General features: G+C 73.2%; 26 protein-coding genes. 4 read left to right on the forward strand and 22 right to left on the reverse strand.

Annotated elements, in window-relative coordinates; all coding sequences use genetic code 11:
- Positions 1-37: 37 nt before the first annotated feature.
- Positions 38-622 (forward strand): pyridoxamine 5'-phosphate oxidase family protein, encoded by a 585-nt coding sequence (locus tag AAH979_RS36020; RefSeq protein ID WP_346262600.1) that lies wholly within the window; start codon positions 38-40, stop codon positions 620-622.
- Positions 623-656: 34 nt separating this feature from the next.
- Here AAH979_RS36020 and AAH979_RS36025 read toward each other — a convergent pair whose 3' ends face one another.
- The 5 genes from AAH979_RS36025 to AAH979_RS36045 form a co-directional block, all read right to left on the reverse strand.
- Entirely contained in the window at positions 657-1,424 is a 768-nt protein-coding gene (locus AAH979_RS36025) for a crotonase/enoyl-CoA hydratase family protein (RefSeq protein WP_346262601.1), read from the reverse strand.
- Positions 1,425-1,486: 62 nt separating this feature from the next.
- Positions 1,487-2,449: an EamA family transporter gene (locus AAH979_RS36030; RefSeq protein ID WP_346262602.1), complete on the reverse strand. Its 963-nt coding sequence runs from the start codon at positions 2,447-2,449 to the stop codon at positions 1,487-1,489.
- A gap of 119 nt (positions 2,450-2,568) precedes the next feature.
- Complete coding sequence (locus AAH979_RS36035; RefSeq protein ID WP_346262603.1) at positions 2,569-3,096, reverse strand: DUF402 domain-containing protein; 528 nt, start codon at positions 3,094-3,096, stop codon at positions 2,569-2,571.
- A gap of 70 nt (positions 3,097-3,166) precedes the next feature.
- Positions 3,167-3,526 carry a nuclear transport factor 2 family protein gene (locus tag AAH979_RS36040; RefSeq protein ID WP_346262604.1) on the reverse strand — a complete coding sequence of 120 codons (360 nt, stop codon included), beginning with the start codon at positions 3,524-3,526 and terminating at the stop codon, positions 3,167-3,169.
- Positions 3,527-3,640: 114 nt separating this feature from the next.
- Positions 3,641-4,684 (reverse strand): NAD-dependent epimerase/dehydratase family protein, encoded by a 1,044-nt coding sequence (locus tag AAH979_RS36045; protein WP_346262605.1) that lies wholly within the window; start codon positions 4,682-4,684, stop codon positions 3,641-3,643.
- 106 nt (positions 4,685-4,790) lie between these two features.
- Between AAH979_RS36045 and AAH979_RS36050 the strand changes: the two genes are divergently transcribed.
- The gene (locus AAH979_RS36050; RefSeq protein ID WP_346262606.1) at positions 4,791-5,639 is read left to right on the forward strand and encodes a Rieske 2Fe-2S domain-containing protein; all 849 of its coding nucleotides are present in this window, start codon (positions 4,791-4,793) and stop codon (positions 5,637-5,639) included.
- 54 nt (positions 5,640-5,693) lie between these two features.
- Here the strand turns inward: AAH979_RS36050 and AAH979_RS36055 are convergent, their stop codons facing one another.
- Together AAH979_RS36055 and AAH979_RS36060 are read right to left on the reverse strand one after the other, a co-directional pair.
- On the reverse strand, positions 5,694-6,392 hold the full coding sequence (locus AAH979_RS36055; protein ID WP_346262607.1) for a LuxR C-terminal-related transcriptional regulator: 699 nt from the start codon (positions 6,390-6,392) through the stop codon (positions 5,694-5,696).
- Complete coding sequence (locus AAH979_RS36060; protein ID WP_346262608.1) at positions 6,389-7,534, reverse strand: ATP-binding protein; 1,146 nt, start codon at positions 7,532-7,534, stop codon at positions 6,389-6,391. Before AAH979_RS36060 ends, AAH979_RS36055 begins: the two co-directional genes overlap by 4 nt.
- A 239-nt stretch (positions 7,535-7,773) precedes the next feature.
- Between AAH979_RS36060 and AAH979_RS36065 the strand changes: the two genes are divergently transcribed.
- The gene (locus tag AAH979_RS36065; RefSeq protein ID WP_346262609.1) at positions 7,774-9,090 is read left to right on the forward strand and encodes a S1 family peptidase; all 1,317 of its coding nucleotides are present in this window, start codon (positions 7,774-7,776) and stop codon (positions 9,088-9,090) included.
- 110 nt (positions 9,091-9,200) lie between these two features.
- Here the strand turns inward: AAH979_RS36065 and AAH979_RS36070 are convergent, their stop codons facing one another.
- The 12 genes from AAH979_RS36070 to AAH979_RS36125 form a co-directional block, all read right to left on the reverse strand.
- The gene (locus AAH979_RS36070; RefSeq protein WP_346262610.1) at positions 9,201-10,394 is read right to left on the reverse strand and encodes a LysM domain-containing protein; all 1,194 of its coding nucleotides are present in this window, start codon (positions 10,392-10,394) and stop codon (positions 9,201-9,203) included.
- Between the two features lie 15 nt (positions 10,395-10,409).
- Positions 10,410-10,883, reverse strand: coding sequence for a hypothetical protein (locus tag AAH979_RS36075; protein ID WP_346262611.1), 474 nt, complete (start codon positions 10,881-10,883; stop codon positions 10,410-10,412).
- Entirely contained in the window at positions 10,880-11,362 is a 483-nt protein-coding gene (locus AAH979_RS36080) for a TadE/TadG family type IV pilus assembly protein (protein WP_346262640.1), read from the reverse strand. The genes AAH979_RS36075 and AAH979_RS36080 overlap by 4 nt, the downstream gene beginning before the upstream one ends.
- 11 nt (positions 11,363-11,373) lie before the next feature.
- Positions 11,374-11,859, reverse strand: a complete 486-nt coding sequence (locus AAH979_RS36085) for a TadE family protein (protein WP_346262612.1) — start codon at positions 11,857-11,859, stop codon at positions 11,374-11,376.
- Between the two features lie 3 nt (positions 11,860-11,862).
- A complete protein-coding gene (locus tag AAH979_RS36090; protein ID WP_346262613.1) occupies positions 11,863-12,108 on the reverse strand; it encodes a hypothetical protein in 246 nt (81 codons plus the stop codon).
- A 34-nt stretch (positions 12,109-12,142) separates the two neighbouring features.
- The gene (locus AAH979_RS36095; RefSeq protein ID WP_346262641.1) at positions 12,143-13,012 is read right to left on the reverse strand and encodes a type II secretion system F family protein; all 870 of its coding nucleotides are present in this window, start codon (positions 13,010-13,012) and stop codon (positions 12,143-12,145) included.
- 181 nt (positions 13,013-13,193) lie between these two features.
- The gene (locus tag AAH979_RS36100; protein ID WP_346262642.1) at positions 13,194-14,090 is read right to left on the reverse strand and encodes a type II secretion system F family protein; all 897 of its coding nucleotides are present in this window, start codon (positions 14,088-14,090) and stop codon (positions 13,194-13,196) included.
- A gap of 94 nt (positions 14,091-14,184) precedes the next feature.
- Positions 14,185-15,684 carry a CpaF/VirB11 family protein gene (locus AAH979_RS36105; protein ID WP_346262643.1) on the reverse strand — a complete coding sequence of 500 codons (1,500 nt, stop codon included), beginning with the start codon at positions 15,682-15,684 and terminating at the stop codon, positions 14,185-14,187.
- 55 nt (positions 15,685-15,739) lie between these two features.
- Complete coding sequence (locus AAH979_RS36110; RefSeq protein ID WP_346262614.1) at positions 15,740-16,543, reverse strand: ParA family protein; 804 nt, start codon at positions 16,541-16,543, stop codon at positions 15,740-15,742.
- Positions 16,544-16,545: 2 nt separating this feature from the next.
- Positions 16,546-17,205: an SAF domain-containing protein gene (locus AAH979_RS36115; RefSeq protein ID WP_346262615.1), complete on the reverse strand. Its 660-nt coding sequence runs from the start codon at positions 17,203-17,205 to the stop codon at positions 16,546-16,548.
- Complete coding sequence (locus AAH979_RS36120) at positions 17,202-18,155, reverse strand: hypothetical protein (RefSeq protein ID WP_346262616.1); 954 nt, start codon at positions 18,153-18,155, stop codon at positions 17,202-17,204. Before AAH979_RS36120 ends, AAH979_RS36115 begins: the two co-directional genes overlap by 4 nt.
- Positions 18,149-18,709, reverse strand: a complete 561-nt coding sequence (locus tag AAH979_RS36125) for a hypothetical protein (RefSeq protein ID WP_346262617.1) — start codon at positions 18,707-18,709, stop codon at positions 18,149-18,151. Before AAH979_RS36125 ends, AAH979_RS36120 begins: the two co-directional genes overlap by 7 nt.
- Before the next feature lie 431 nt (positions 18,710-19,140).
- Here AAH979_RS36125 and AAH979_RS36130 point away from each other — a divergent pair, with 431 nt between their 5' ends.
- A complete protein-coding gene (locus AAH979_RS36130) occupies positions 19,141-20,049 on the forward strand; it encodes an A24 family peptidase (RefSeq protein ID WP_346262618.1) in 909 nt (302 codons plus the stop codon).
- Between the two features lie 143 nt (positions 20,050-20,192).
- On the opposite strand, the gene AAH979_RS36135 is transcribed toward AAH979_RS36130, so the two are convergent.
- The 3 genes from AAH979_RS36135 to AAH979_RS36145 form a co-directional block, all read right to left on the reverse strand.
- Positions 20,193-20,771, reverse strand: a complete 579-nt coding sequence (locus AAH979_RS36135) for a CGNR zinc finger domain-containing protein (protein ID WP_346262619.1) — start codon at positions 20,769-20,771, stop codon at positions 20,193-20,195.
- A gap of 87 nt (positions 20,772-20,858) precedes the next feature.
- Positions 20,859-23,324: a sigma-70 family RNA polymerase sigma factor gene (locus tag AAH979_RS36140; protein ID WP_346262620.1), complete on the reverse strand. Its 2,466-nt coding sequence runs from the start codon at positions 23,322-23,324 to the stop codon at positions 20,859-20,861.
- A complete protein-coding gene (locus AAH979_RS36145; protein WP_346262621.1) occupies positions 23,305-24,159 on the reverse strand; it encodes a hypothetical protein in 855 nt (284 codons plus the stop codon). Before AAH979_RS36145 ends, AAH979_RS36140 begins: the two co-directional genes overlap by 20 nt.
- Positions 24,160-24,162 lie beyond the last annotated feature (3 nt).

The following is a 24,162-nucleotide window of genomic DNA, read 5'->3' on the forward strand; positions in this document are numbered from 1 at the left end:
CTACGGTGGGCCGGAGCTGACCAGGGAGGATGGCCGGATGGGAAAGAAGTACGACCGGATCGACGGCAGGCTCCGCAGCTTCATCGAGGCACAGAAGGTCTTCTTCGTGGCGACCGCGCCGCTCGCCGCCGACGGGCACGTCAACCTCTCGCCCAAGGGGCTCGCCGGGTCGCTGGCGGTGCTCGACGAGCAGACCGTGGCATATCTCGACTTCGGCGGCAGCGGGGCGGAGACCGTCGCGCACCTGCGGGAGAACGGGCGGATAACGCTCATGTGGTGCGCTTTCGACGGTCCGCCGAACATCGTCCGGGTGCACGGCCAGGGCGAGGCGGTGTTCCGGGACGACCCCCGGTGGGCAGAGCTGGTCCGGCACTTCCCGGAGCAGGCCGGTGCACCGGGTCTGCGGGCGATCGTGCTGGTCAGCGCGGGGCGGATCAGCGACAGTTGCGGCTACTCCGTCCCGTTCATGGACTACCGCGAGGAGCGGACGCTGCACGCCGACTACTTCGGCCGGAAGACCGACGAGGAGTTCGCCGCGTACTGCGAGCGGAAGGATCACGTCGGCAGCAGCCTCGACGGCCTGCCCGCGCTGCCGCTCCCGCTGCCGCCGCTACCGGCCTGACCCGCCCGCCGGTCTGCCCCCCGCAGGCCGGGCCTCACGCCGGGCTGTACGACCCGTGCCGGCCCTCGCCGGAGGTGAACCGGGCCACCCCTTCGGTGGCGTCGGTGGCGAGCGAGTTCATCCCGTACGCCAGCTCGGTGCGCATCGCCTCGTCCTCCGGCCGGCCGGCGGCGGCCAGCGTCGAGAGCCGGTCGTTGCGCAGGCAGGTCTGCGGGAAACCGGCGATCTCGGCGGCCAGCGCCTCGGCGGCGGCCCGTGCCCCGCCCGGCTCGACGAGCCGGTTGACCAGCCCCATCTCGTACGCCTCCGGGGCCGGCACCGGGCGGCCGGTGAGGATCAGGTCCATCGCCCGGCTCTGCCCGATCAGCCGGGCCAGCCGCACCGTCCCGCCGTCGATCAGCGGTACGCCCCAGCGGCGGCTGAACACCCCGAAGACCGCGTCGGACTCGGCGACCCGCAGGTCGCACCAGAGCGCCAGCTCCAGCCCGCCCGCGACGGCGTACCCCGAGACGGCGGCGATCACCGGCTTGCCGAGCCGCATCCGGGTGGGGCCCATCGGGCCGTCGCCCTCCGGCTCGACCCGGTTGCCGCTGGGCGTGGTGATCGCCTTCAGATCGGCGCCGGAGCAGAACGTGCCGCCCTCGCCCCAGAGCACCGCCACCGAGGCCCGCGTGTCGGCGTCGAAGCCCCGGAACGCGGCGGCCAACTCCCGCGCGGTCGGGCCGTCCACCGCGTTCCTGGTCTCCGGCCGGGACAGTACGACCGTCCGCACCGGACCGTTCTCCTCGACTCGTACGCCCACCGGACAAGGATGCCCGCACCGGACCCCGGTGCGCATCCCCCGATCTCGTCACCGGCTCCGCGTCAGCCGGACCGGTCGGGCCGGCCGGTGATCGCGCCCAGCGAGGCGGCGACGACACAGCCGATGCCGAGCAGATGCGGCCAGCCCAGCGTCTCGTGCAGCAGGGTGAGCCCGACCAGCGCTGCCACCGCCGGCTCCAGGCTGAGCAGTACCGCGAAGACCCGGGCCGGCATCCGGCGCAGCGCCGCCATCTCGGCCGAGTACGGCAGCACCGAGGAGAGCAGCGCGACCCCGAGCCCGAGCGTCATGGTCCACGGGTCGAACAGCGCCGCCCCGCTGCCGGCCACCCCGAACGGCAGTACGCAGACCGCCCCGACCGCCATCCCCAGGGCCAGCCCCCGACTCCCGCCCAGCCGGGTACTGACCGCCTTGCCGAGCACGACGTAACCGGCCCAGCCCAGCGCGACGAGCCCGCAGCAGAGCAGCGCCGTCGCGTCGAGCCGGCCCGTACCGCCGGAGCCGGAGCCGGCCAGGGCTCCGAGGTCGAGCAGGCCGGCGAGCAGCGCCACCCCGAGCCCGGCCAGGGCGACCCAGCCGAAGTCCCGGAGCCGGCGGCTGGCCGCGACCGAGACCAGCAGCGGGCCGGTGAACGCGATGGTGACCGCGATGCCGAGCGGCACCCGTTGCAGGGCGGTGTAGAAGGCGAGGTTCATCCCGGCCATCGCCACCCCGAACGCCGCCACCAGCCCGGCGGTGCGCCACCCGAGCCGCAGTGTCGGCCGGGCCACCGCGAGCAGCACCAGGGCGCCGAAGCCGAGCCGCAGCGCGGTCGTACCGCCGGGGCTGGTGGTCCGGAACAGCTGGGTGGCGATCGCCGCGCCGACCTGGGTGGAGACCATGCCGAGCAGCATCAGCAGCGGCGGCGGCACCGCGTCCGGCCCGACCAGGGCGGCGAGCCGGCCCGCGCCGGCCGGCGCCGGCTCCGGCCCCGCCGGGCCCACGGTGCAGGTGTACGTCCCGGACATGCCGATCATCCTCCGGCCCGGGCCGCCTCGGAGGCGAGCGGATTACCGGCCGGTGCGCGGGGTGCCGCCCGGTGATCCGCCGCCGCGTCGCGCCGACGAGGCGGCGGGTCGGCAGTGCGTTATCGCCCGGTGAGCATGTCGAAGCCGTCGGCGGCCAGTTCGGCCAGCTCGTCGAGGGCCTGCCGGGCCCGGGCCGCCGTGGCCGGATCCCGCTCGGGCAGGCCGCTGGCGAGGAACTCGTCCTCGTCGAGCCGGAGCACCCGGCTCAGATCGGCGGACGCCCACAGGTCGAGGTCGAGATCAGGTACCACGACCACGCCGTCCCGCACGGTCGCCGGCCGGGCCACGTCGCAGTACCAGCCCTTGAGCCTGCCGGCGGCGTCGTAGACCTCCTTGACCGAGTACCACCGGTCCCGCCAGTAGTGCTCGGTCCAGAGGTCACCCGGCTCGAACCGGACGAAGCCCATGTCCCGGACCACGTCGCCGGCCCAGGGCGCCCGGACCGCCAGGTGGATGCCGTCGTCGGAGAGCACCGACGCGGGATAGCGCAGGTCCGGGCGGGGCGCCTTGACGAGATGGATCGTCACCGGCTGGCCGACCGCGAGGATCTCGCCACCGTGGTCGTGGTCGCCGTCCCGGACCGTCATGCCGTACCGCTCCCGCCGCTGGTGCCGTCGCGGCCGACGGTACCGGAGCCTCGGGGGGCGTACCAGTCGGTCAGGAGGGTGGCGAGAAGGGCCACTCCTCGAACGCCGCGCACCGGCCGTCCCCGGCGAAGGTCATGATCCAGAGATCCCGGAACTCCTCGCCGTTGCCGTACCGGACCTCGATCCGGGCCACCCCGACGTCGCCGTCCACCGCCACGATCTCGCTGGTCATCTCGAACTCCTCGTCCGGGCCCTCCCGCTCGGCCTCCCACATCTCGCCGATGTCCCGCAGGCCGAGCACCGGCTCCCGGTACGGCCCCGGCAGGTAGCTCGCGTCCGGGGTGAAGAGCGCGGAGAGGGGTTCGGTTCCCGGCGTACGCCAGGCCCGCTCGTAGCCGGCGATCCAGTCCTGCACCCGAGTCCGGTCCATGGTGCCCCACTGTGCCACCGGCAGGTGCCCGAGGCCCGCCCCTTCCCGGCTCCGTACCCGAAAGGCCCATCGCCGGCTCCGTGCCCCCCGACAGGCCCATCCCCGCGCGGCGGGTCAGGCCGCCTGACGGCCGGCGATCCGCTCGATCGGCCGCAGCGGCGGGCTGGCCGTCCCCGAGCCGGCGGCGATCCCGGCGAGCAGGTCGCGCAGCGCGTCCCGGGCGTCCCGCCGGGGCCGCCAGCCCAACTCCCGCTCCGCCCGGGAGCAGTCCAGCAGCGGCACCGCCGCGCCCATCTCCAGCCAGCCCTCGTCCACCGGCACCAGCCGGGTCCGCCAGGCGACCTGGCTGAGCAACCGAAGCAGTCCCAGCGGCAGCGGCGCCGCCCAGCCGCCCAGTTCCGCCGCCACCAGCGGCCCGTCGACGACCGGTTCGGCGGCGATGTTGAACGCGCCGGTCCGGTCGCTGCGCAACGCCCGCAGGTACGCCTCGGCGGCGTCGTCGGCGTGCACCACCTGGACCCGGAGCCGCCGGTGCCGGGGCACCACCGGCAGCCGGCCCGAGCGGAGCAGCGAGATCGGGGCGAACCGGCCGAGGAAGTACCGGGTGATCTCGGCTCCGGCGTCGTGCTGGAGGACCAGCGCGGTACGCAGCCGGGTGACCCGGAGCACCGGATAGTCCCGCTCGGCGTCGACGAGCATCGCCTCCACGGCCGCCTTGTCGACGCTGTAACCGGACCGCCCGATGCCGGTGACCGGCCAGTTCTCGTCGACCCGCCGGTCCTTCGGCCCCGGCGCGTACGCCCCGATCGAGGAGGCGTACACCAGCTTCGGCACGTCGGCCGCCAGCATCGCGTTGACGACGTGCCGGCTGCCGTTGATATTGGTCTGGCGCAGCCGCGCCCGCTGGTGACTGGGCTGGATCTGCCAGGCCAGGTGCACCACGGCGTCCATCCCGGCCAGCCGTTCGGCGAGCGGGTGCAGGCAGGCCGGGTCCCCGAGGTCGGCGGCGTGCCACCGTACCCCGTCGTAGGGTGGCCCGGCGTCCGGCGGCGGGCAGCGCCGGGCGATGCCGATCACCTCGACGTCCGGCTCGCCGGCCAGCCGACGCAGCAACGCCGTACCGACGTTGCCGGTGGCTCCGGTGATGGCGATCCGCATGTCGGCCGGTCTACCCCGAGTGCTTCCCGGTAACCCGTCCGGGGGTATCCGGCTGATCCGCGAGGACGCGAGGTTTGTCCGGCCACGCGGCGGGTAGTCCGGGTCGGTGCGAGCGATCCTGAGACTTGAGCAGGCGACCGGCCTGGACCGGACGGCGGAACGCATGCAGCGGATCGTCGCCGCGGCGATCCGGCCGCAGCGGCTGCGCGACTTCCTGCACGGGGTGCCGATCGGGCATCCGCTGCACCCGGCACTGGTCCAGGTGCCGATCGGCGCCTGGCTGAGTACGGCGGTGCTCGACCTGATGCCCCACCAGCGGCGGGCCGCCACCACCCTGGTGGCGATCGGTACGGTCGCCGCGGTGCCGACCGCGATCTCCGGGTGGAACGACTGGGGGTCGCTCTCCCGGGAGCAGCAGCGGGTCGGACTGGTGCACGCGCTCGCCAACGGCATGGCCATCGCGCTGTACGCCGGCTCGCTGGCCGCCCGACTGACCGGGCGGCACGGCCTCGGCCGTACCCTCGGCTACCTCGGCATGGCCGCCGTGAGCAGCGGCGGGTTCCTCGGCGGGCACCTCGCCTACAAGCAGGCGGCGAGTGTCAACCAGGGGGTTCCGGACCTGCGCCGGATCGAGGACGGCTGGCACGCGCTGGCGGACATGTCCGCCCTGCCACAGAACAAGCTGCTGACCCGCCGGATCGACGACATCGCGGTCGTCGTCTACCGGGACGGCGACGACGTCACGGTGATGCTGGAGCGGTGCGCCCATCAGAGCGGCCCACTCGGCGCCGGCCAGGTCGTCCGGGAGAACGGGCGTACCTGCGTGAAGTGCCCCTGGCACGGCAGCACCTTCGAGCTGGACGGCGGCGAGGTGGTGCACGGCCCGGCCAGCAGCGACCAGCAGGTCCTGCCCACCCGAGTGGTCGGCGGCGTCCTACAGACCCGCCTTCCCTGAGGATCGCCAACACTCGGTCGCCACGATCTGCCACTTCGGGTCCGTCAGATCAGCTCACTTGCCCATGCCGCCGCGCCACCAGCCCTTTACGTCAGTCCCTTCCCCGGACCAGAATTCCAGGAGATCTCCCGGCGCGAGTCCGAGGGCTCGTTCGATCTCGCCCGGTGTGAGGTTGCGCAGGGAATCGGAGAGCGACCGGGTCAGGTCGAGCCAGTAGCCACGGAGCGTGGATTCGCTCACGAACAGTTGCTTGGCGATCTGGGCGTAGGTCAGTCCGCGGGCCCGGCCGTGCAGGATCTGGCGCTGGCGCTCGCTGAGCAGGGTGATGCTGTCCCGCCGGACCAGAACCTCGAGTATCCCGACGACCGACTGAGGTATGACGGTGCCACCGGCGGCGACGTCGAGGAGGAGTTGTTCGGCCCGGCGGGTCGGCAGCGCCTTGGAGACCAGCCCGCTCGCACCCGCCGCGATGGACGCCGCAAGGACGAAGCGGCGCTCCTCCTGGCTGTAGACGCAGACCCGGTAGCCGCAGTGCGTCAGCGCGCGGATCGCGGCGATGCCCTGCCGGACGTCGGGCTGCTGTTCGAGGTTCGCCAGGTGCAGGTCGAGCACGACCACCTCTACCTCGGGGCGGAGGCGCACCAACTCCTCCACGGTCGCGACCGCAGCGACGACGTCGAGACCAGGCATGAGCAGGCCGAACGACTCGCGTATCAGCGACGCGTCGTCGACGACCGCCACCGGGGGCCTCATGCCGCGTCCGTGACGGCGTCCCGGTCCGGACCAACGACCGCCGGCCCAGGGCCGGACGAGATCGTCACTGTCGTTCCCTCACCCACGGCGGACTCGATCTCGACGTCGAGCCCGCGCCGCCGCAGTTCGCCCACGACGACCTCGCGCAGCCCGACTCCGGCGGTCACCGACGCCGGGTCGAAGCCGACGCCGTCGTCGCGCACGGTCAGCGTCCAGCTCCCATCCGTGCCCCGGTCGAGGTGGACCACGACTGCCTCTGCCCGGGCGTGCACGCGTACGTTGAGCAACAGACTCTCAAGCGCGCGCTCAAGCGCCTCGGCTTGCGCGGCGGGGAGTTTCAGGTCGGCGCCGAGGTCGAGCAAGGCATCGACGTTCAGGTCGGCGAACCGGTCGCACACCCGCTCGATCATTGCGGCGAGCACCACGGGGGCGTCGGAATTGGCCCCTCCGGCGGGCACGTCTCCGTCCGGCGCCCGGCCACGCAGGTAGGAGCGCATCCGCCGCAGTTCCGCCTCGGCCTGGTCGATGAGCCGGGAGCGTGACTCGTCGGTCCCCGGCTCCGTGAGCAGCCGCATGAGGGCGACCCCGTTGTGCATCATCACCTGGGCGCGTCGTTTCTCCTCGCGCCGTGCCAGCTCTGCCGCGCGAGCACGCGAGGCGTCAGCGTCGTGCGCGATGCGGCGCGTGTATCCGAAGAACATGCGGGCGACCAGCGCGTACACCACGTAGGTGAGGACGTTGCCGATGGCGGTCGGGATCATGTCTGCCCCGACTTCGCCGCGGAGATACACCACGTAGCAGGCGATAACGCCGAGGAGGCCGCCCACCCAGTGGGTGCGGCCGCGGACCCCGCCAGCCGTGATGATGATCGACAGCGCGTAGGCCGGCTGGAACGCGACCCAGGTACCCAAGCGTTCCCCCGGCGCCAGCACCAGCGGCCCCAGCACGAGCAACAGGCAGGCCAGCGCGAAGTCCGCTGCCGAACCCGCCGCGCCCAGCGGGCGACGGCGTACCAGGGTCACCACGCTCACCGCGATGGCCGCGCAGGCTGCGGCGAGCCAGCACGCGAGGTAGCCGACGCCCTGCGGTGACGTCGCGACTCCGATGTGTACCGCCGGGGCCATCTGCGCGAGCGTGCCCAACCGGACTCCCGCGACGAAGTACGAGAACGCCCGCTCGACGCCGGCCCTGGTCGTCGGCAGATCCGCGACCCGCCAGAGCCCGTTCCGCCTGCTCATAGTCCTCCCCGCGTGGCCGACGGCCTGGGACCGACGAAACCCTGCGGATTCGTTGGGTCACAGCGAACCCGCGAAACGCGATGATCAGCGTACTTCAGCCAACGGCGCTTGATATCACCAGTTTGTCCGAGAGGACGCAGTAGATGCGACGAGTCCTGGCCCTGCTGACCTCGCTGGGGGTCACCGCTGGCCTGACAGTGGTCGCCGGAGCCCCCGCCAGTGGCAACGACACCAAGAACAATGCGGCAATTTTTGTGAACGCGAGCGTGCCGGTGCGGGCCGTGCCGACGTCGGCGGGCACGTTCCGAGTGACCGGGACGGGCCGGTCGGCCCTGGCTCTGGACGACGCGACGATGCAGGACCTGACCACGTACGCCAAGGAGAGCGGACAGGACCTCTCCGCCGTCGTCGCGGCGCACCAGGGCATCCACGAGTTCAGTGCCTACATCACCGAGCTGGAGGAGACCAGGCCGGACACGTTCGTACGGGCCGGTCTGGCTAGCCCGGGCGGGGCGGCCGGTCACTGGATCCAGTTCACCGCGAAGCCGAGCGCCGACGTTATCGCCGAGCTGGAGCGTCTACCGGTGAACACCGAGGTGCGGTACGGTGCGCCGGCCAGTTCAAAGGAACTGGCCGACCTGGCCTACGCGCTCACCACGTCCCTGGCGGCCCGCACCGACGTCATCCGGTCGGCGGGGACCCGCTACGACCACGAGCGACGCGTACTGCGTCTCCAGTACGCGCCGGTCGGGGGGATCACCCGGATGAGCGCGCTCGACTCGGTCTTCCACGAGGCGCTGACCGCAGGCACCGTCGGGGGACAGCTCCCCATCGACGTCGTGCTCGAACTCGATGGCGACCAGGTCGGCGTCGTCGAGCGCACCGTCGAAGGCGGGCGGGACCTCAACCTGGCCAACGGCGACTCCCACTGCACCGCAGGGTTCACCGTGGTCCGCTACGGCAACCGGGGTGTGCTGACGGCGCGGCACTGCAACAACGCGCTCCGGTACGGCAACGCCACGGGGGTCATCAGCACCAACCCGGGCCAGACCCCGAACGACGCGATCGATTTCCAGTTCCACCGGACCCTGACCGAGAACGGCCACTCGACGAACAAGCAGTTCCGGGCGACCAGCCGGCAGTCTGGCGGAGACCGGACGGTGACGGCGGTCGGCAACGCACCGATCAACTCGGCCGTGTGTCATTGGGGCCGGAACAGCGGGTACCGCTGCTCCCACGTCGCCGACACCGACACCTGCCGGACGTTGAGCGGCCATCGCTACTGCGGTCTGGATGTCACCGATGACGATGTCTCGACGGGCGGTGACAGCGGCGGCCCGTGGTTCTTCGGGAACACTGCCCGGGGCGGCCACAGCGGTGCCTCGGATGGCGTGGCGAGCTACTTCACCCGGATCGGTCGGGTGCGGGTCCACCTCGATGCCACCGTATTGCAGAACTAGAGCTGAGCCGGCCGGTTAGGCGCTGTGGAGCTCCGGTAGCGAGGGGTGTCCTCCGACATCCTCGACACCGGAGCTCCGCTGTCCGCTCAGACCGTCCTGTCTCGGCTCGCTCAGTCGCGTGGCCGGTGCCGGCCGTTGCCGAAGATGGGGCGGCGGCCCGAGCGGTTCCGGAGCCCGAAGACCGCACCCACCTGCGCGCCGACGATGCTGGCCACGGCGATCACCGCCGAGACCGCGAGCGGACGGTTCAGCTCCTCCGCCGCACCGGCCCGGGAGGCGGTGACCGCGTAGCTGGTGCCGTCGCCGTCACCACCGGACCGTTGGGCGGGCGGCGGGTCGGCGGGCGGCTGCGGACCGGCCGGTGGTTGCGGCGCGTCGGGTTGCCCGGCCTTTGGCGCCGGATCCACGGGTACGGTCTCCGGCCAGCCGCCGGGCGGCGGCGGGGTCGCGACCAGCCCGGTGGCGTGCTGGCGTGCGCCCCGGTCCTCGGCGCTCGGGGGCAGGTGCAGCAGTTGGCCCGGCCGGATCCGGTCCGGATCACGGATCTCGTTGAGTCGGGCCAGTTCCGGATAGCGGTCGAAGTCGCCGAGGTAGCGGCCGGCGATGTGGCCCAGGTAGTCACCCTTCTCCACCCGGTAGACCGGCTCGGGCTGCTCGGCCCGCTCTTCCGGCTCGCCGGCCAGCCACTGCGGCGCGGGTCCCGACGCCGGCTCCGCCGCCAGCCAGTGCGGCGCCGGCCCCGAGGCCGGTCCCTCGCCGCTGACCGGCTGCCCCCCGTTCACCACCTGCGGCACACCGACCGGCTGCCCTGTGATGCCCAACTGCCCTGCGGCAGCGGGCTGCACCGCCGTCCCCGGCCGGGCCGCCATTCCCGGCTGGGCCGCTGCCGCCGCCGTCGTCCCGAGGACCGTACTGGCGGCGGTGGCGGCCGGGCTGACCGCCAGGACCAGCGCCACCGAGCCGACCAGGGTGGCGGCCCAGCGTTGCTGGCGGCCGAGTCCGGGCAGCCGGATCGCCGGCCGGCGCAGGATCCGGGCCGGGATCTCGACGAGGACCGAGAGGGCGAAGGTGGCCCAGCCGGCCCAACCGACGACCGCCAGCGCCCGGAGGAAGAGCTGACCGTCGTCCCGGCTGGTCAGCGCGGTGCCGATCTCGTCCAACCCCGGTAGGTGGTCCGGTAGCGGGTTGCCGGCCAGGGCCAGCAGCGCCAGGGGCGCCCCGACCAGCAGTCCGATCAGGACGATCAACGCCCCGAGCCCGGTGCAGAACTGGCCGGCGCGGCGCGCCGCCCGGGATGCAGGCATGACGATGCCCCCTATTCAGCGGTTCGTCGTGGTGAGGAGTGTCGCGGTGGCCGTACCGGGCACCGTGATGTTGTCGGCGAAACCGAACAGGTCGAGGAAGACCGTGTCGTAGTCGAGTTCGAGGGTGACCGTCAGCGTGGAGTTGTCCCCGGCGACCGCGAAGTCCACGTCCCAGCGGTCGACGCCGTCCACGCTCGCGAGGTAGTTGCCGACGGCGGTCCTCGCCGCAGTCTGGTCCAGCAGGGTGGTGCCGTCGAGGAGTAGCTGCCCCAGGTCGATCGCCTGGCCGCCGGCCCGGGCCGCCTCGGCCGCCAGGTTGTCGGCGCGCTGCATCGTGCGGAGCTGGCCGGCGCCGTCGTACGCCAGCCCGATGATCGCGAGTACCCCGATCAGCGCGACCGCGAGAAACAGGCTGACCCGCCCCGCATCCGGACCGACCGGGTGACCCGGCCCGACCCGGTTACCTGCGGAGCAGCCCCGGGCGCTCATTGGGCGCTCCGGCCACGGTAGCGGTCCAGTGGGGACGCGAAGGTCGCCTCGACGGTGCTGTACGTCCGCACTCCCGGCAGCAGCGGCATCCGCAGGTCCCGGACGGAGACGTCGCAGGTGACCGTGACTACCACCGAGGCGTCGGTGCCGAGGCCGGTGACGTACACCTCGTCGAAGCCGGCCCGCTGGCCGTTGACCGTACCGGCGAAGTCCAACTCGGGCTCGTCCGAGCAGGCGAGCCCCTCCGCGTCGAGCCGGCTCCGTACCGCCGCCCGCGCCGCGTCCCGCCCGTCGCCCGCGGTACGCGAGATCGAGGCGGCCCGGGCGGCGTCGTGCGCGGCGGCATCGATCGCCTCGTGCGCGACGGCGGTCCGGCCGGCGACCCCGGCCAGCGCCACCAGGGCGAGAAAGGCCGGGGTGAGGATCGCGGTCTCCACCGACACCGAACCCCGGTCCCGGCCGCGCACTCCGCGCAGCATGCCCGCGCCGATCACGGCGCCTCCTCGTCGGTGAACCGCTCCACCGTGCCGAAGGCGGTCTCGCTGATCGGCGGCAGCGAGATCAGCGGCATCACCCGGAGCGGCTCCCCGGTGACGGTGGCGCTCACCTGCGTGTCGTCCGGCTCGGGGACGGTCACCGTGACCTCCCAGCCGATCAGCCAGTCACCGGCCCGCTCCAGAAAGTCTTCGGCGCGCTGCTGCCCCACCCCCGGCTCGGCCTGGTAGGCGCGCTGCGCGCTCACCGCCGACTGGGCGGCGTTCAGCGCGGTGGCCCGGGCGATGAACCAGGAGGCGGCCTGGATCGAGGCGAGCAACAGGATCAGGATGGCCGGCATCAGCACGGCCAGCTCGACCGGGTTGGCACCCCGGTCCCGCTCCGCGCCGGCCATCCGGTCCACGCGCACGATCCGGCGCCACCGGGCCCCGGCCGTCGTCGCCGGGAGCCGGTACCGGATGCTGCCGCGCGGTCGTGGCACGGATCAGTCCTGCGGCAGTCCAGCGGGGTCGCCGCCGGTGTCCGCGCCGCCGCCCGGCTCCGGAATGGCGTCCATCCAGTCCGTGACGCTGCGCGACACGGCGACGGTCACGGCCAGGGCCGCGGCCACCAGACCAAAGATGATCACTGCGGTCGGGACCGGGCTGTCGCCCCGATCCCCCTCACCGGTACGGCGCAGCTCGGCGATCCGCACGACGAACGCAATGTGCAGGTAATTGATGATCGACATTGCGGTCTCCCTTCAGTGCAACGGTGGGTCGGGGTCAGATCCGGGCCACGAACGGATAGAGGACGAAGCCGACGAGTACGAAGACCAGCAGCGCGCCCGGCACGTCCAGCCGGCTGGTCACCGCCTCGGCGCGGGCCAGGTTGTCGGTCCGAATCTGGTCGCGCAGCGAGTCGGCCCGGCCCCGCAGCGAGTCGTGCACCTGTGCGCCCTCGGCGCCGGAGGACTGCATGATCGCCCCCACGTCACCGAGTTCCGGGATGCCGATCTTCTCGGCCAGTTCCCGCAGCTCGTCCCAGGGCGAGTGCATCTGGAGCTGGGCCAGTCGCAGCGCCTCCCGGATCCGCTCGAACACCCAGCCGTCGCAGACCTCGGCCGCCCGCTCCAGCGCCTGCACCGGACCGTGCGCGGCCGACAGTTGCAGGGCGACCAGGTCGAGATAGGCGCAGACGGCCTGCCGGAACTCGCGCCGGGCCCGTTCCGCCTTCACCAGTACGCTGCGGTGCGCCATCAGCACACAGAGCAGCGCGAAGCCGAGCGCGCCGACGGTCGGTACCACGAACGGCAGCCGGATCCCGGCGAGGAAGAGGATCGCGGTCGACACCGCCGGAGTCGCCAGCCCGATCAACCCGGAGAGCAGCAGCGACAGCGTGTACTGCTCGGCCGACTGCCCGATCAGCGCGAGCTGTCGATGCGGTGGACGCAGCCAGCGGGCCGCCCCGACGAGCCAGTCGAGGTCGTGGCGGGAAGCCCGGCCCGGCCGGCTCAACCCGGCCGGCTGGTGTAGCCGGCGCAGCGCCGGACCGAGCGCCGGAGTCGCCGGCAACGCCTCCCGGACCAGCAGGAACAGTCCCAACCCGACCGCAGCACCGCCGAGTACCCCGAACGTCAGGTGCCAGTTGAGGATCACACCGTCCTCCGGTCCGTTCGCGACTGCGGGGCTCGCAAACCCGGCTCACTCCTCGCGCTCGCTGTGCTGGCTGTCGTTCGCGACTGCGGGGCTCGCAAACCCGGCTCACTCCTCGCGCTCGCTGTGCTGGCTGTCGTTCGCGACTGCGGGGCTCGCAAACCCGGCTCACTCCTCGCGCTCACCGGAGCGCCTCCTCCTGGTCCGGCGGGGCGAGGAACCGGGCCGGCCGGGGCGGCAGGCTCATCGCCCGTACCCAGGCCAGCAGGGCGACGAAGGCGGCACCGAGCAGCACCATCACCAACTGCCCGTCCGGCGTACCGTACGGCTCCATGTAGTCGGGGTTCACCAGCCCGTACGCCAGGACCAGCAGGGTCATCCCGGTCAGGAAGCGCACCGCGAACCGGGGTTGCGCCCGCTTCGCCTCCACCTCGCGCCGGGTCACCACCTCGGCCGCCGCCGCCGAGGCGATCGCCCCGAGCACGTCACCGAGCCGCTCGCCCCGGTCGGTCAGGTGCAGGATCAGCGCGGCCACGACCTGGTCGCAGACCGGGTCACCGATCTCCTCGGCGAACGCCAGCAGTGCGGCCCGACCCTGCCAGCCGGCCGCCAGCCTGGCGGCGAGCAGGCGTACCTCCTCGTCGATCTGGTCCGGCGCGGTCGCGACCGTACCGATGATCGCCTGCTGGAGGCCCTGGCCGGTGCCGGAGACGTCCTTCAGCCGGCGGGTCCACTCGCCGATCGCCTCGATCCGGTTGATCGCCCGCCGTTCGGCCCGCCCGGTGCCGAGCAGCCACGGCACACCCGGCACCGCGACGGCGACCAGCAGGCCGACCACCGGTAGCCCGGTGAGCAGGAATCCCACCGCCCCGGCCAGGATCGCCCCGACCAGCAGCGTCTGGTGCGCCCGCCGTTCCCGGGCACTCGTCCCGTTGCCGAGCCAGAGCCGGCGCAGCACCGAGTCGCGGCGCGGTCCCGCCGGCCGCTTCGTACCGACCAGCGCGGCGACCACCAGCACCAGCCCGGTCGCGCAGGCGATCCCGGAGAGCACGGCGATCAGCTCGACGTTCGACGGCAGCGTCACCATGCCACCCCCGGACCCGCCGGGCGGCCCGCGACCGGCCCGGCCCTGCCCCGTGCGGCCGTACCCGACGTCACCGGCTGCCACGTCGTCATGCCGGCCGCCCGAGCCGACTGTGCCGAGGCCGCCGCCACGCGCCGGTACCCGCCTCGATGTAGCGGGTCAGCAGTCGCGCGTCGTACCCGACCCGGAGCAACTGGTCGCGGACCCGTTCCGGCAGGTGGCGGGGGACCGCCCGGCCGTCCGGCCCCGGCCCGAAGACGGTGGTCGTGGTGATCCGGTTGCCCTCGCCGACCCCGATGACCTCCTCGACGTGCGAGACGAACCGGTGCTTGCGGCCACCGATCGCGGTCTCGTCCTCGATGGTGACGTAGACGATCAGGTCGAGCGCGTTCCCGGCCATCCGGCGGGCCTGCTCGACGGTCATCTCCCGGCCGTGTGACAGCGCCAGCTCGATGATCCGCTCGCTGACCCCGGCCGGGCTACGAGCGTGGATGGTGCACATCGAACCCCGGCTGGTGGTCATCGCCTGGAGCATCGGCACGATCTCCCGGGACCGGACCTCCCCGACGATGATCCGGAGTACCCCCATCCGCAGCGCCACCGGAATCAGGTCGGCGATGGTCACCTCACCGGCCGGTCGGCCGTCCGGCCCCCGGTCGCCGTGCCCCTCCCGGGACTCGAAGCTCATCACCGCCCGGTGCTTGCGTCCGCGCCGGGCGGGCAGCAGCTCCCGGCTCTCCTCCAGCAGCACGTACGGCTCGTCGGCCGGGATCTCGTCCATCAGCGCCCGGACCACCGTGGTCTTGCCCGCCCCGGCCAGCCCGGCGACCATGATGTTCAGCCCGGCCCGCATCGCCGCCCGGAGGAAGTCCCGGATCAGCACGTCGAGCATCTCGTCCAGGTCGGCCCGGGCACCGGTGATCTCGTCGAGGGTGACCTCGATGGTGTTGTGCTTACGGATCACCGCGTACGGGCGGTGGCTGACCAGGAAGACCGCCGCCAGCCGGCTGCCGTCCGGCAGTTGCAGGTCCAGGGTCGGCTTCGAGGTGGAGAGCGACCGCTCGGTGGCCCCGGCCCGGCGCGCCGCCGCCTGGAGGATCTCCACCATCTCCTCGTCGCTGTCGGCGATCGGCTCGGCCCAGTCGACGCCACCGCCGCGCCGGGTGATCCGCACCGAGTCGCAGCCGAGGATGTGCACCTCTTCGATCGAGTTGTCGACCAGCAGGGTCTGCAACCGGCCCAGCCCGACCAGTTCCGCGTTGACCTGGTCGAGCAGCATCCGTTCCTCGGCCGCCGACATCGGGGTACCGGCCCGGCGGGTGGAGTCGGCGTACTCGGCGACCACCGCCACGGCGAGCCGGGCCCGCTCGACGTCCTCTTCCGCGGTGCTGAACTCCCGGCCGCGCTGCCACAGGGTCAGCCGTTCGCTCAGTTCGCGCCGGAGTTCCCGGACCACCGCGAAGTCGACCCGGGGCCGGGGCGGGACGGGCGGCGTCACCGGCTGTGGCACCACCGCGTACGGCGGCACCTCGCCACCGCTCGGCAGCGGTACGGGCCGGTGCCCGTTGTGCGGGACAACCTGCCAGATCGGAGTGGTGGAGGCGGCGTCCGGGTCCTGGGGACGCGGGTCGGAGTAGACCGGCTCAAACCGCACCCGGCACCCCCTCGATCGCGGCCGGCCAGCCGAGCCGGGCCCGCCGCCGGTCCAGGACCGCCCGGACCGGCACCTCCAGCGCGCTGGCCGCCCGCATCAGCGGCCGGTTGGCGCGTACGGTCCCGCCGTGGCTGAGCACCTCGGCGGTACGCGGATCGTCCGGCAACTGCGCGATGACCGGCAGCCGGAGTGCCTTGCCCACCTCGCTGCGGCCGTGCTCGCCGCCGATCAGCAGCAGTCGCAGCGTGTCGGCCGGTACCCGGTGTTCGGCGAAGTCCCGCTCGATCGCCCGGATGGTGGCCTGGGCGCTGGACAGGTGCGGCAGCCGGGCGGTGGTGACGACCAGCACGAGATCGGCGGCCCGGAGCAGCGGCCACGGTGGCCCGACCACCTGGAGCCGTCCACAGTCGACCAGCACGTCGTACGCCGGACGGCCCTTGGCCAGCCCGGTGAAGAAGTCGGCGAACCGCTGCCAGAGCGGTACGACGCTGCCGGCCTGCGCCGGGTCGACCACGCCGGGCAGCAGCAGCCGTTCCCGCTTGGGCGCGTCGAGGTCGACGAGCTGCGACCAGAACGCCTCCTCCAGGTTGCCGTCCCGCAACTCACCGACGGCCAGCTCGCCGATGCCCCGGGGCCCGGCCAGCGCCCCGCCGAGATAGCCGGCCAGCACCGATCCGCCGGACGGGTCGCACTCGGCCAGTACCACCCGGTGGTGCCAGGTGAGCGTGCAGGCGAGCGCGGTGGTGGTGACCCCGGGGGATCCCTTGGCCGAGACGAGGGCGACGATGGCCACGGTCAGGCTGCCGCGTTCAGCACGACCGCGATCCGGTCGCTGGTGGCCAGCGCCACCACCGCCGGGACGTCCTTGGCCGCGAGCGCGAGGTAGAGGACCACCGAGTTGCTGGCCGGGGCGGCCATGTCGATGACGGTGGCCTGGAACCGGGTGGCCGGCGCGGCGGCGCCCCGGGCATCGTCGCCGGCCGTGCTGAACAGCAGCACCTTGTCGCCGGGGCGGAGCCGCTTCGCGGGTACCTCGCTGGGGCGCAGCCCGACCGAGATCTGCTGCTGCCCGGGGCCGAGCAGCGGCTTGTCGGTGAGCTGCGCCATGGTCAGCAGGGTGCCCGGGGTGAGTGTCACGGTGGCCCGCTTGCCGAGTACCTCGTCGATCCGGTCGGCGGCCACCGGTTCGAGGCCCTGGCCGCCGGCCACCTGCACCGCCACCAGGTCGTCGGCGGTGAGCGCGGTGCCGACCGGTACGGCCCGGGCGACCGCGAGATAGCTGCCGGTGGCGCGTACGGAGGTGATCGCGAACGCGGACCCGAGCCCGCCGAGCGCGATCAGCAGTACGGCGAGGCCGAGCAGCCCGGGTCGCATCCGGCGCTGCCGGACGATCCGGGGCGGGGTGATCGGCGCGTCGATCGGCGCCCCTGTGGTCGGACTGGTCGCCACGGTCACCTCGTCACCACCTGAAGTTCGTCGATCTGGATCGAGGTCGTGGCGTCGCGGCTGGTGGAGAGGGCGTCCTGGTCACCCTCGCCGGTGCTGCTGCCCCACGGCACCGTCCAGTGCTTGACCGCGGTGATCTCGTACCGCCCGCCCTGCTTGGTGCTGCTAGCCCGCGGATAGCCGGGGTACGCGCACGCCTCGCGGGGTGGCTGGCGCGGGTCGTGGACGCCGGCCTTGAACGGGATGCCCGCCGAGGTGCACTCCAGCGTCTCGCCGTTGCCCATCCGCCAGACGATCTTCGTCGGAATCGCCTCGATCCAGACCGTCACGCCGCCCTCGACGTCCGTCCTCCGCTCGGGCTCCCAACTGGACGCGTCGTAGAGCCAGACCGGCACGCCGACCAGCCCGGGTGCGCCGCTCGGCGCGGTCCGGATCTCCGGCAGGTCCAGCGTCAGGTTGGCGAACAGGTCCAGCGCCATCTGCTCGGGGTCCGGCGGTGCAAACCCGGCCGGCGGGTCGGTCAGGAAGACCAGATCGGAACTGCCCGCCGCGCTACAGGTCCGCAGGTACGCGGTCTTCCCCGGCTCGACGTCCGTCGGCTGCGGCTCGGCCCGCTTGTAGTAGCAGTCGTCGGCGCTGTTGAACCAGCCGAGCACGTTGTCGTAGCAGGGCACCACCGTGCCGTCGTCCTTCTCGCAGACCCGGTCTCCGCCGCCGGAGCCGCCGCCGTCACCGGAGCCCGAACCGCCGTCGTCGTCGCCCGGCTCGCCGGGCAGGTGCTCCCAGACGTCGCAGTTGCCCTGCCCGGGCGGGCACTCCGCGACCGGGTCGGCTCCGGCGGGACCACCGGGCACCACCAGCGCGGCGGCCAGCGCCAGCCCGGCCACGGCACCGGTCGCGAGCGCCCGCCGGGTCAGCCCGGCCACGGCACCGGTCGCCCTCGCCCGCCGGGTCAGCACGGCTGGTCCTCATGCGACGCGCCGACGTTGATCAGCCAGCGGCCGTCGGGATAGCGGGTGGCGGTCGCGGTGGCGAGGTGCCGGCCGCTGGCCGAACCGGGGACCACCTTCTTGTCCTTCTTGTAGACCAGCCGGTAGCCGGTGGCGTCGATGCAGTCCTGGATCGAGACGGTGGCCGGGTCGGAGTCGAGGTCGACCGCGGTGACCGTCGGATTGGAGACGAGCTTTCCGGTACGCATCGCGCCGTGCTCCTTCGCGTCGCGAATGGTGAGCCTGACCCGGGTCAGTAGTGGATCGGCGAGATATTTCCGCAGTTGCGGATCAAGCGGATCGCCGGTCTGCTCCGCTTTGCGGACGGCGGCCAGATAGCCGGCGTAGGCGGCGAGCGCGGATTTCTCCGCCTCGGCGGCCCGGGCGTCGGCACTGGCGGCCGGCTCGGAGCCGGTGCCGCGCGGCGCGGCGCTGCCCGGCCGGTTGCCGCAGCCGGTGCCGCCGACGAGCAGCGTCACCGCGAGCAGGGCGCTCCAGAGGTACGCCGGTTGCCGCGTTCGCAACGGTGCCTCCTCCTGCTGCGCCGCTGACCGCCCACCTGAGCGGAGTTGACCGGGTTGCTCCCGCCGAGTCGATCCGTCGGCCGTGACGTGGGCACGGCCGCTCCGCCCCGAAGGCCCTCGGCCGGGCCCGGCGCCGCTGCATCCACATTCGGGTGAGTCGATCTAGATTCTGGGTGTGGTATTGCCAATCGATCTTTTTGTTGCCTGTTGGTCGACGGTTGTGCGCCGTCCAGATGGCGAGCATAGGCTGACCGCCGACGATACAACAGGGGCTATTTGAGAGAATACGTACGGTTACGATCTCTGTTGGCGACCGGCATCTCGATCATAAGATGTCGGTCGATGGTTCACATTTGATCAATGGGTGGCGGGCGGGATGGATCCGCCGCCCCTTCCGTTCCGATTGTGCCGGCCCGGTGGAGCGAAATGCCATGGATGACGATGATCTGACAGCTTCCGTACCGGGGCTTCCGGGTGGCCGGGCCGGGATTGCCGGGCTGCCGCGACAGCGCGATCCGGCCGTTGCCCACTCGGCGGACACGCGCCCGCCGGACCAGGGAAGATCCGAAAAATGCGATCATGAAGTTACTCTGCGTACTCAGAACCGGCCCGGCTCCCGCTGGCCGGCCCGGAGTCTCGCACTGCTGTGCGTCGCCCCGGCGCTGCGCTGGCTCGTCGCTGCCGAGTCGGTGCCGTACGGCCAGCCGCGCCGGTCCGGCTGCGACCACTGTGGTACCCCGATCGGCCTGGCCGGTCCACTGCGCCCGCTCACCCCGGCGGCCCGGTGCGCCGGCTGTGGCGGCAGGGTCGGCGCCCCACCGCTGGTCGTCGAGTTCGCCCTGCTCCTCGCGGTGGCGGCGGTGGTCGTGGCGGCCCGGTCACCGATCGAGTCGATCGCGTTCGGCTGGTGGGTGGCGTGCGCCGTGCCGCTGCTCTTCGTCGACGTCGCCGTACACCGGCTGCCGGACCGGCTCAGTTACGCCGCCGCGGCCGGCACCCTGGGCCTGCTCGGCGTGGCGGCCCTGGTCGCCGGCGACCCGTCGGCCTGGTGGCGGCCCGTACTGGCCGGGCTCGGGGCGGCCCTGTTCCTCGCCGGCACCACCCTGCTGCTCGGCCGCCGGGGCTTCGGGCTGGGCGACGCCAAGCTGGCGCTGAGCGCCGTCGCGGTACTCGGCTGGCTGGGCTGGCCGGCGGTGGTGCTCGGCGCGCTGCTCACCTTCGGCGCCTCGGCGCTGTGCGGGCTGGTCCTGCTCGTCACCCGCCGGATCGGCTGGGGCGGCCACCTCCCGTTCGGCCCGTTCCTGGTCCTCGGCACCCTGGGCACCCTGGCCCTGAGCTGACCACCAGCGCTCGGAGGCCACCAGCGCTCGGCGGCCACCAGTGCTCAGCGGCCACCAGCGCTCGGAGACCAGCGGCGCTCGGAGACCAGAGGCGCACGGAGAGCACCAGCGCACGAGGCCGCCGCCAGGGCACCGAGGACGGGTCAGCCAGCGGCGCCGGAGCGGGCGGCCGACCGGCCGGCCCGGTAGGCGCGCATCTTGGCCCGGCTGCCGCAGATGCTCATCGTGCACCAGCGGCCCCGTCCGGCCGGGCTGTGGTCGTAGTACACCCACTGGCAGCGGTGCGCCGCGCAGGCTTTCAGCCGGGGCCAGGTGCCGGCGGTGGCGGCGTTCAGGATCGCGGCCGCCACGCTGGCGATGAGCGCCGCCGACCCGCCGAGCCCGGCCATCGGGATCGCCCGCGCCGCGCCGGTGCGGTCGATGGTGAGCAGCAGCGGGGACGTGGCGAGGGTGTAGCGCAGCGCGGCGGCGGACGCGGCCGGCACCTCGCTGCCGGCGTGCCCCCGGCAGGCGTCCCGCAACGCCTCCCGGAACCGCCTCGTCTCGGTCACGTCGGAGTCGGTGAAGCTGAGTCCGGTCGTGCCGTGCGCGGCGGCGAAGGCGGTGAGTTCGGCGATCGTACGCAGCCGGTCGCGGCCCGCCTCGATATCGACAGTGTTCAACAGATCCTGCACCAGCGCTAGCGGTCCGGGTGCGGGAGCACGGTCACCGGGCTGCCTCATGGCGCCACCGTACGCACCCGGCGCCAGATACGGAAACGCCTGTCGATATGTTTTGCGCCGTCGAGTCCGGGACCACTCCTTCGGCCGTTATCGCGTGGCGCAGTCGGCGGGCAGCGGACCGAGGGTGTCCACGCCCTCAGGTGCCCCGTCGTCGCAGCTCAACGTCGTACGCAACCGGTCCACCCGGCAGCGTACGGCGTCCAGCAGCCGGACCGACTCGGCGACCCGGTCCCGTTCGGTGGGGGTGGCCCGGACCAGCAACTCGGCCACCTGCCGGTGCTGCCCGTCGAGAAAGGCGTCCACCGAGTCCAGTGCCGCCGGGTCCCGCCGCCGGACGGCCGAGGTGGTGAGCAGCCGACTGCCCTGCCGGATGTCGTCGTCCACGCCGTCCAGCAGGGCGCCGAGGTCCTCCCCGCTGTCGCGGTGGGCGCTCGCCTCGTCCAACCGGGACCGCGCGATCCCGAGGAGCAGCCGGCCCTGGTTCGGCGCCGAGGCGGCCGGCTCCGGTTGGACCGGTGCGCCGGAGCGGTCCAGCGCGTACACCGGACGGGCCGGGCGGGTGCTCCCGTCTCCGGCCGCAAGTGCGGAGACGGCGATCGTGACGACGCCGAGGCTGGCCACGACGGCGTCCCGGCCCCGGGCCCGGCCCCGTCTCCACCCCCGGCCGCGGCGGCCCTTGGCGTTCTGCCCGGCCCGCCCCGTCACGACGATCCGGGATCCGCTCCGTACCGCACCGCCGGGCGTGCCCGGTGCGGCGCCGTCGGCTCCGGCCATCGTGACCGCCGCTCCGCCGACGATCGCCAGCAGCATGCTCCGCAGCCGGGCGTCCGAGTCCGGCGTGAGCAGTGAACCCTGGTCAACCTTCCCCAACGGCCCGCCGTGGCCCCAGGTCGGAGTCGGGGCGTACGCGCCGCTCTGTTCGGGTTGAAGAGGGTTCAGCGGCGGCGGGCAGGCGATCGGGTGCTGTGGGCACGGCGCAACAGCGCCGCTGGACCGCGTGGTCGGGATGGCCCGGAGCTGGAGCCCGAGCACGATGAGCCGGTCGGCACCGTGCACGACGCCCCGGCCGGCGGCCGACCCGCTGTCCTCGCCGTCGCCCCGGAAGAGATCGGGCGGGCTGGGGCGGAGCAGCTTGCGCAGCAGGTACCGGACCCGGTGCACCCGCCGCCGAGTAACGTCCGGCCAGGGCGGTGGCGGGCCGGGCGGCAGCAGTCGGGTGAGCGCGCGGACGGCCCGGTGCTGTACGGCCCGGACCCGGCTCTCGGTCTGCCCCATCGCCCGCGCGGTCTCCGCCACCGAGAGGGCCTGGAGGAACCGGAGGACGAGGCAGTCCCGCTGCTCGGCGTCGAGTCGCCGGACCGCGGTCAGCAGGGGACCGTTCACCAGCTCCGCGCCGCTGTCCCGGGCCGGGTGGTCCGGGTCGTCGACCGGCGGCAGCGGCCGGTCGTCCGGCGGGTGGTCGGCCAACACCTGGCGGGCGGTGCCGATCAGCCAGGCGCCCAGCTCGCGGTCGGGACCGGTGAAGGTGTCGATCCGGTGCAGCACCCGGCGTACGGCGGTCGAGGTCAACTCGTCGGCGAGCCGCCGGTCGCCGACCCGGTAGTAGACGAACCGGAAGACGCTGTCCAGATACCGGTCGACGACCAGGTGGTACGCCTCCGGCACGCCCTCCCGGGCCGGGTCGGGCGGGGGCGCGGGCGGCCAGCCCGGGGTGACGGCGACAGGCCGGGCGGCGACCGGGAGCGGGGTGGCGGGGCTCGCCGCGCGCAGGTCGGCGTACCGGTCCTCGGCGGTGGCCAGTTTCTCGCGCAGCCGTACGGCCTCCGGATGGGTGGCGGGCAGCCGGGCGGTCAGGTGCTGGCCGGCCAGCTCCATCACCTCGATCGCCGACTCCACCAGGTCGAGCCGTCGGCGCCGCATCGCCAGCGCGAACTGGGTCTCGGCGAGGTCCCGCAACTCCTCGGCGGTACGCGGCGGATCGGTGGCGGACCGCTCGATCGCCTGCATGGCGCTGGCTTCCGCGCTGGCCAGCAGGTCGGCCGGCCACTCCGCCGGACGCTCGGTGCTGATCGCGGCGGTCAGCGCGGCGGTCGCGTGCCGGGCGGCCCGGCCGGACTCGCCGGTCTCCAGGCAGAGGACGGCCAGGTTGGCGTGCAGTTTCGCGCTGGTCACCGAGAGCCGGTCGGTGGTGCGCAGGGCCAGGTCGAGCAGGAGCGCCGCCCGGTCCCGCTCGCCCCGGGCCGCCGCCAGGATCGCCCGGACGTTCTCGGTGGCCAGCCAGGCGTCGCTGCCCCGGGTGGTCCGCCAGGCCGCCCAGTCGAGCAGCCGCCCGGCCTCGGCGTGCAGGCCGAGCCGGGTGAGCAGCATCGCGAGCCGGTGCACGGCACCCGGGTTCCGCTTCGTGTCGAAGGCGGCCAGCGAGGTTACCGCCGGCCGGAGCAGGTCGAGCCCGGCCCGTCCCCGGTTCGGCCGCCGCAACGCCGCCTCGGCCTCCGCGATGGCCCGGGGCAACACCTCGTCGAGTACGAGTTCGTCAGGTGCGGATTCGGTCACGGTTGCTCCTGGCGATCCAGTACCGGAGGGTCCGATCCAGGACCTTGTGCAGAAAACGGCGGGCCTTCCGGCGCCCCAGCAGGCCCCGGCTGATCATGCGGTCGAGCTGGTCGCCCATCACGTTGATTTCCCTGAGCTCCTGGGTCAGCGCGACCGGTTCGGCGTCGGACGCCCGTTGCAGTGCCCGGGTGTTCTCCTGGGCCAGCCGCCGGGCGTCGGCGAGGACGTCGAGTTCGGCGAGGGCGTACTCGGCCTGCACCGCGATCAGCACGTTGGTGGCGTCTCCGGAACGGTTCCACTTCGGTGCCTGCTCGACGAGCATGCCGAGTACGACCGGCGGGCCGGGCTCGTCGGACGGGCGCGGTACCCGTTCGACCGGACCGCCGCTGTAGCCGTGGTAGTCGCCGAGTTCCTGTTCGACCTTGAGTTCGAGGGCGGCGATCTCACCGCCACCGGCGCACCGGTGCCGGAGGTCGGCGTTGAGCACCGAGCCCGTCAACCGGTGCGGGCTGGCCTCGGGTCGGGCCGGTGCCACCCATCCGTCGTTGTCCGCGGCCCTGGCCAGGACCGGCCGGACCACCGCCCGGGGCGGCGTGCCGGTGACGCAGATCAGGCCGAGGTCGTCCCGCTGCGCGATCCGCACCACCCGCCCGTCGACCGTTCCGCTGCCGGCCAGGGTCATCCGGACCGGCTCGTCCTCGGCCAGCCTGGAGAGGCAGTGCCCGGCGGTGATCACCCAGTGGCTGCTGACCAGGAACCCGACGGTGTATCCGGGTGGTGCGTCGGGCTTGTCGCGCGGACGGATCCTGACCAGGTACGAGTTCCGCGACTCCACGAG

Source organism: Plantactinospora sp. ZYX-F-223 (assembly GCF_039649625.1).
In the GTDB taxonomy this organism is placed as follows: Bacteria; Actinomycetota; Actinomycetes; order Mycobacteriales; family Micromonosporaceae; genus Plantactinospora.

What these genes read in the sequence shown, in the direction of transcription:
- AAH979_RS36020 (WP_346262600.1), top strand. Translation starts at nt 38, where the DNA reads ATGGGAAAGAAGTACGACCGGATCGACGGCAGGCTCCGCAGCTTCATC.
- AAH979_RS36030 (WP_346262602.1), bottom strand. Translation starts at nt 2,449, where the DNA reads ATGTCCGGGACGTACACCTGCACCGTGGGCCCGGCGGGGCCGGAGCCG.
- AAH979_RS36035 (WP_346262603.1), bottom strand. Translation starts at nt 3,096, where the DNA reads ATGACGGTCCGGGACGGCGACCACGACCACGGTGGCGAGATCCTCGCG.
- AAH979_RS36040 (WP_346262604.1), bottom strand. Translation starts at nt 3,526, where the DNA reads ATGGACCGGACTCGGGTGCAGGACTGGATCGCCGGCTACGAGCGGGCC.
- AAH979_RS36045 (WP_346262605.1), bottom strand. Translation starts at nt 4,684, where the DNA reads ATGCGGATCGCCATCACCGGAGCCACCGGCAACGTCGGTACGGCGTTG.
- AAH979_RS36055 (WP_346262607.1), bottom strand. Translation starts at nt 6,392, where the DNA reads ATGAGGCCCCCGGTGGCGGTCGTCGACGACGCGTCGCTGATACGCGAG.
- AAH979_RS36065 (WP_346262609.1), top strand. Translation starts at nt 7,774, where the DNA reads ATGCGACGAGTCCTGGCCCTGCTGACCTCGCTGGGGGTCACCGCTGGC.
- AAH979_RS36070 (WP_346262610.1), bottom strand. Translation starts at nt 10,394, where the DNA reads ATGCCTGCATCCCGGGCGGCGCGCCGCGCCGGCCAGTTCTGCACCGGG.
- AAH979_RS36075 (WP_346262611.1), bottom strand. Translation starts at nt 10,883, where the DNA reads ATGAGCGCCCGGGGCTGCTCCGCAGGTAACCGGGTCGGGCCGGGTCAC.
- AAH979_RS36080 (WP_346262640.1), bottom strand. Translation starts at nt 11,362, where the DNA reads ATGCTGCGCGGAGTGCGCGGCCGGGACCGGGGTTCGGTGTCGGTGGAG.
- AAH979_RS36090 (WP_346262613.1), bottom strand. Translation starts at nt 12,108, where the DNA reads ATGTCGATCATCAATTACCTGCACATTGCGTTCGTCGTGCGGATCGCC.
- AAH979_RS36130 (WP_346262618.1), top strand. Translation starts at nt 19,141, where the DNA reads ATGGATGACGATGATCTGACAGCTTCCGTACCGGGGCTTCCGGGTGGC.
- AAH979_RS36135 (WP_346262619.1), bottom strand. Translation starts at nt 20,771, where the DNA reads ATGAGGCAGCCCGGTGACCGTGCTCCCGCACCCGGACCGCTAGCGCTG.